The sequence below is a fragment of the Pseudoalteromonas sp. TAB23 genome (assembly GCF_000498075.1).
GTDB lineage: Bacteria > Pseudomonadota > Gammaproteobacteria > Enterobacterales > Alteromonadaceae > Pseudoalteromonas > Pseudoalteromonas arctica.
In genome coordinates this window covers 1-3,990 of the sequence record NZ_AUTP01000360.1, presented here as the reverse complement: position 1 = coordinate 3,990, position 3,990 = coordinate 1, and the positions used below count along the sequence as shown (strand labels likewise).

Below are 3,990 nucleotides of genomic sequence, written 5' to 3'. Positions count from 1 at the left end.
ATTGAACCAAAATAGGAACTCAGCTATGGTTTGTTTATCAATAAAAACAAATTTAAAAACGAGTTAATCTACAGGCTCGTTATGAAGTACGTATATGAATAGAGTTGATGCATTAGAAGAGATTGTAACTTTTGGACTTCATCGTAATGAAGCATTTTTAGAACTGGTTAATTATCCATTTGATAGTGAATTAGAGTTAATTAAAATTAACAATAAAATACTTATAACAGTTCTAAGAAAGTACAATTCAAATTTGATTTCTAGTAATGAACTTGAAGAATGGGCAAATTTCATTGAATGTCGTGATGATATTAATTATGAAGAAGTTGAAGGTTATATATATGCACTTGCAAACCCTGAATTAATGGGGGAAGTCTGCCCTAAAAGCATATCTAAAATGTTGAAAATACTATCAACTTCATAACAAGTAGTAATTAGGATGACACCCATTCTAATTATTACGAAAAAAGCCAACTAAAACAGTATGAAGTGTTCATTGTTATATAATGAATCACGCAAAAAGCTGAGCTATGTAGACAAAATGAAAGTAAAAATAGACAGTCCAATCGGAAGAAGATTAATGATTAGGATGACACCCATCCTAATCATTAGGATGACACCCATCCTAATCATTAGGAAAAAAGCCAACAAAAACAGTATGAAGAGTGCATTATTATAAATAATGAATCACGCAAAAAGCTGAGCTATGTAGACAAAATGAAAGTAAAAATAGACAGCCCAATCGGGCTACGATAGCTGCTTATTAAAGAATGGCAAACGACTCGGCTGTATTAAACCGGCTTTCCTTTAAATAAAAAGCGGAATATTACGGTGAATAAAGGCATGAATAAACTGACCTTACGGGGTCAAGCGAAAGTGAATGCCTTTACTTTATTGTGTGGCAACTGTATTGCCTTGTTCATAATATAGAAAGTTAGGATGACACCCATCCTAACTATTACGAAAAAGCCAACAAAAACAGTATGAAGATTGCATTGTTATAAATAATGAATCACGCAAAAAGTTGAGCTATATTGATAAAATGAAAGTAAGAATAGCCCCCATAGGTCGACGACAGCTTTTTATTAAAAGATGACAAACTGCTCGGCTGTATTGAACCTGCTTGCCTTTAAATAAAAAGCGTAACATTACAGTGAATAAAGGGATGAATAAATTGACCTTACGGGGTCAAACGAAAGTGAATACGCAATGGCAACTGTATTGCCTTGTTCATAATATAGAAAAGCTGCAAAATACGATACATTAAGAAGGGTAAGCCCTTTTAACCTAAAATAAAGTCACTAAAGCACCCGTAATCCCTTCCAAAACGCCAATTAAAACAATATCAAACACTTCTTTATATTCTGCGTAAAAATACAGTAATCAATTGAACCAAAATAGGAACTCAGCTATGGTTTATTTATCAATAAAAATAAATAAAAAAACGAGTTAATCTACAGGCTCGTTATATGCTAAGGTTGTCTCTTTTGGGATACGGTGGTATAGTTTAACCAGATTTGATAATTAGAGGTTGCTATGCCAGAGATAGATGCATTGCTTGGGCTTTCATTTTGTTTGTATTTTTTTGATAACAAGCAGCATAAATTACCTCATATTCATGTCAAATATGGTAGCTATGAGCTAATCATAGCAATTGAAACAGGTGAGTGCTTAGAAGGTTATTTGCCAAATAAGCAACGAAAACGAGCAGAAGCTCACATTGAAAATAATCGAGTAAAATTGATGGCAATGTGGAAACAAGCGGTTGCTGGTATTAACCCGGGTAAATTATAGGTGACGTATGTTAAAAGTAATTGATGTTGATTTGATAGCTGATTTTACACTTGAGCTTACTTTTAGTGACGGTTATACCGGTGAAGCGAACTTAGCTGAGTATTTCCAAAAAGAAGCATTTAGTCATGTGACTAATTTTCAAAAATTTGCATTAACGGCTGATGGCTCTCTTGATTGGAGTGGTGTTGAATTATCAGCGGCAACATTAAAAGAAATCACGGTTGGTAGTTATACTGAATCTGATTTGACGCCTTTTGACGTTAAAGAAATGGAAATGGTAATTAAACAGGCTTCATGGGATTCAATGCAAGAAGGTCGAGCTGACATTTTGCAAGCGGCCATTCGTTCTTATGTTGAACAATTTGGGCACAGTGTTGTAATTGAGCGTGCAGGAATTAAAAGTAGAACGAGTGCTTATCGTTCATTAAAACCTGAAACGACACCAAGTTTTGGTACTTTGGTTCAATTAGGGCATGCAGTAATTGAGTTGGCTAAAGATAGAGTATCGGCTCATTCTTTGAGTCGCATGTAACAAATGCATCAACACGATTTACTACACTCGGCATCTCAGGTTGTCGGGTGTTCCTCGTTTTAAGGCGTCAATTTTAAGTATAATTGCATAGTAGTAAACGTGTTATGCAGGCGTTGAGGCTGTAGAATTACTCTTTTTAGGAACGTATCTTACTATTTTTAATTGATTGCTTTTTAACTTTGAATCCATCTGTTCGCTGTGATCTAATAGATATTATTCACCCACGGTAAACTGTTATGGCACTTTCTTTGGGTGAGAAGTCAAGCCTGACTTATCCTGTCAAAATAAATTCATTCCTATCAATTTCGCTGAGCAAATTTTGCCTGGCACCTTTGAGTATGCCCTTTGTTATATTGTCGAAAATAAACTCGATTTATCGGGATTTGACGCGTGGTATAACAACGACAAAACGGGCGCTGCTGCGTATCCGCCTTCGGTAATGCTAAAGATTATTTTACTGGCCTATGCACATGGTTTTATCAGTAGCCGCCGAATTGCTAAAGCGTGTGAGACGAACATTTTATTTATGAGTGTGTCGGGAGATATCCAGCCGCATTACACATCAATAGCAGGCTTCGTGGCTAAAATGCATGAACAAATAAATTAACAGTGACACCCATCCTAAATTTTGCTCTTTTCAAAATTTAGGACTACGTTTTAGTTAGTGCAAAAAACGAGCAGGGTGTCTTATGGCAATTTCAAGAAAGCGTCAAGTAAGTTTGGTTGATACAAAATACTATCACTGTATTTCACGCTGTGTTCGTCGTGCATTTTTATGTGGAGAAGACCGTTTTACTGGTCAATCTTACGAGCATCGACGAGGGTGGGTTGAAGATAAGCTGCTTGAATTAGCAAAGGTATTTTGTATTGATGTATGTGCTTATGCCGTAATGAGTAATCACACCCATTTGGTACTATATGTAGATGATAAGAAAGCAAACAGGCTGAATGATAAAGCGATTGTTATTCGCTGGCATAAACTCTGTAAAGGCACATTGTTAACGCAAAAATATGTACAAGGTGAAAAGCTAAGTAAAGTTGAACTCATCTTTTTCAACCAAACGGTTAAACAATACCGCGAACGCCTAGCAAGTATTAGCTGGTTTATGCGGTTGTTAAATGAAGACATTGCGCGCAGAGCAAATAAAGAAGATAACTGCACAGGACGATTCTGGGAGGGTAGATTCAAATCGCAAGCATTACTAGATGAAGCAGCACTTGCAGCGTGTATGGCCTATGTCGATTTAAATCCCATTAGGGCTAAAATGGCTAACACACCAGAAGAGTCAGACCATACCAGTGTACAAAAGCGCTTAACATGCGCGACAGAAGGTAAACAGCCTAAACAGTTACTACGTTTTGCAGGTATGCCACGTCAGATTATGCCTAAAGGACTGCCGTTTGAGCTTAAATCGTACCTTGAACTTGTTGAGCTAACAGGGCGAATAATACGAGAGGATAAACGCGGCTATATTGATAACATGAACCTACCTTTGTTAGAAAGGCTTAATATATCCCCAGAGAACTGGTTAAAGCTGACTACGCAATTTACGCGCGTATTTCATGGTGCAGTAGGCAGGCCCACTTCACAAGCAAGTTACTGTGAAAACTTAAAGCGGAAACGGCGATCAAATATTAGCAACTGCGAAAAGCTACTCGCATAA

At 36.8% G+C, this 3,990-nt stretch carries 5 protein-coding genes; all 5 read left to right on the top strand.

What is annotated here, in order from left to right; all coding sequences use genetic code 11:
• The first annotated feature begins 94 nt into the window (after window positions 1–94).
• Window positions 95–424, top strand: coding sequence for a hypothetical protein (locus tag L654_RS0124375; RefSeq protein ID WP_024609313.1), 330 nt, complete (start codon window positions 95–97; stop codon window positions 422–424).
• Between the two features lie 1,112 nt (window positions 425–1,536).
• Window positions 1,537–1,794 carry a DUF4160 domain-containing protein gene (locus L654_RS0124370; protein ID WP_024609312.1) on the top strand — a complete coding sequence of 86 codons (258 nt, stop codon included), beginning with the start codon at window positions 1,537–1,539 and terminating at the stop codon, window positions 1,792–1,794.
• A 7-nt stretch (window positions 1,795–1,801) separates the two neighbouring features.
• Window positions 1,802–2,326 carry a DUF2442 domain-containing protein gene (locus tag L654_RS0124365; RefSeq protein ID WP_024609311.1) on the top strand — a complete coding sequence of 175 codons (525 nt, stop codon included), beginning with the start codon at window positions 1,802–1,804 and terminating at the stop codon, window positions 2,324–2,326.
• 319 nt (window positions 2,327–2,645) lie between these two features.
• Window positions 2,646–2,933 carry a transposase gene (locus tag L654_RS0124360; RefSeq protein WP_024609310.1) on the top strand — a complete coding sequence of 96 codons (288 nt, stop codon included), beginning with the start codon at window positions 2,646–2,648 and terminating at the stop codon, window positions 2,931–2,933.
• Between the two features lie 82 nt (window positions 2,934–3,015).
• Window positions 3,016–3,990, top strand: a complete 975-nt coding sequence (locus L654_RS0124355) for a transposase (RefSeq protein WP_024609309.1) — start codon at window positions 3,016–3,018, stop codon at window positions 3,988–3,990.

What these genes read in the sequence shown, in the direction of transcription:
- L654_RS0124355 (WP_024609309.1), top strand. Translation starts at nt 3,016, where the DNA reads ATGGCAATTTCAAGAAAGCGTCAAGTAAGTTTGGTTGATACAAAATAC.
- L654_RS0124375 (WP_024609313.1), top strand. Translation starts at nt 95, where the DNA reads ATGAATAGAGTTGATGCATTAGAAGAGATTGTAACTTTTGGACTTCAT.
- L654_RS0124365 (WP_024609311.1), top strand. Translation starts at nt 1,802, where the DNA reads ATGTTAAAAGTAATTGATGTTGATTTGATAGCTGATTTTACACTTGAG.
- L654_RS0124370 (WP_024609312.1), top strand. Translation starts at nt 1,537, where the DNA reads ATGCCAGAGATAGATGCATTGCTTGGGCTTTCATTTTGTTTGTATTTT.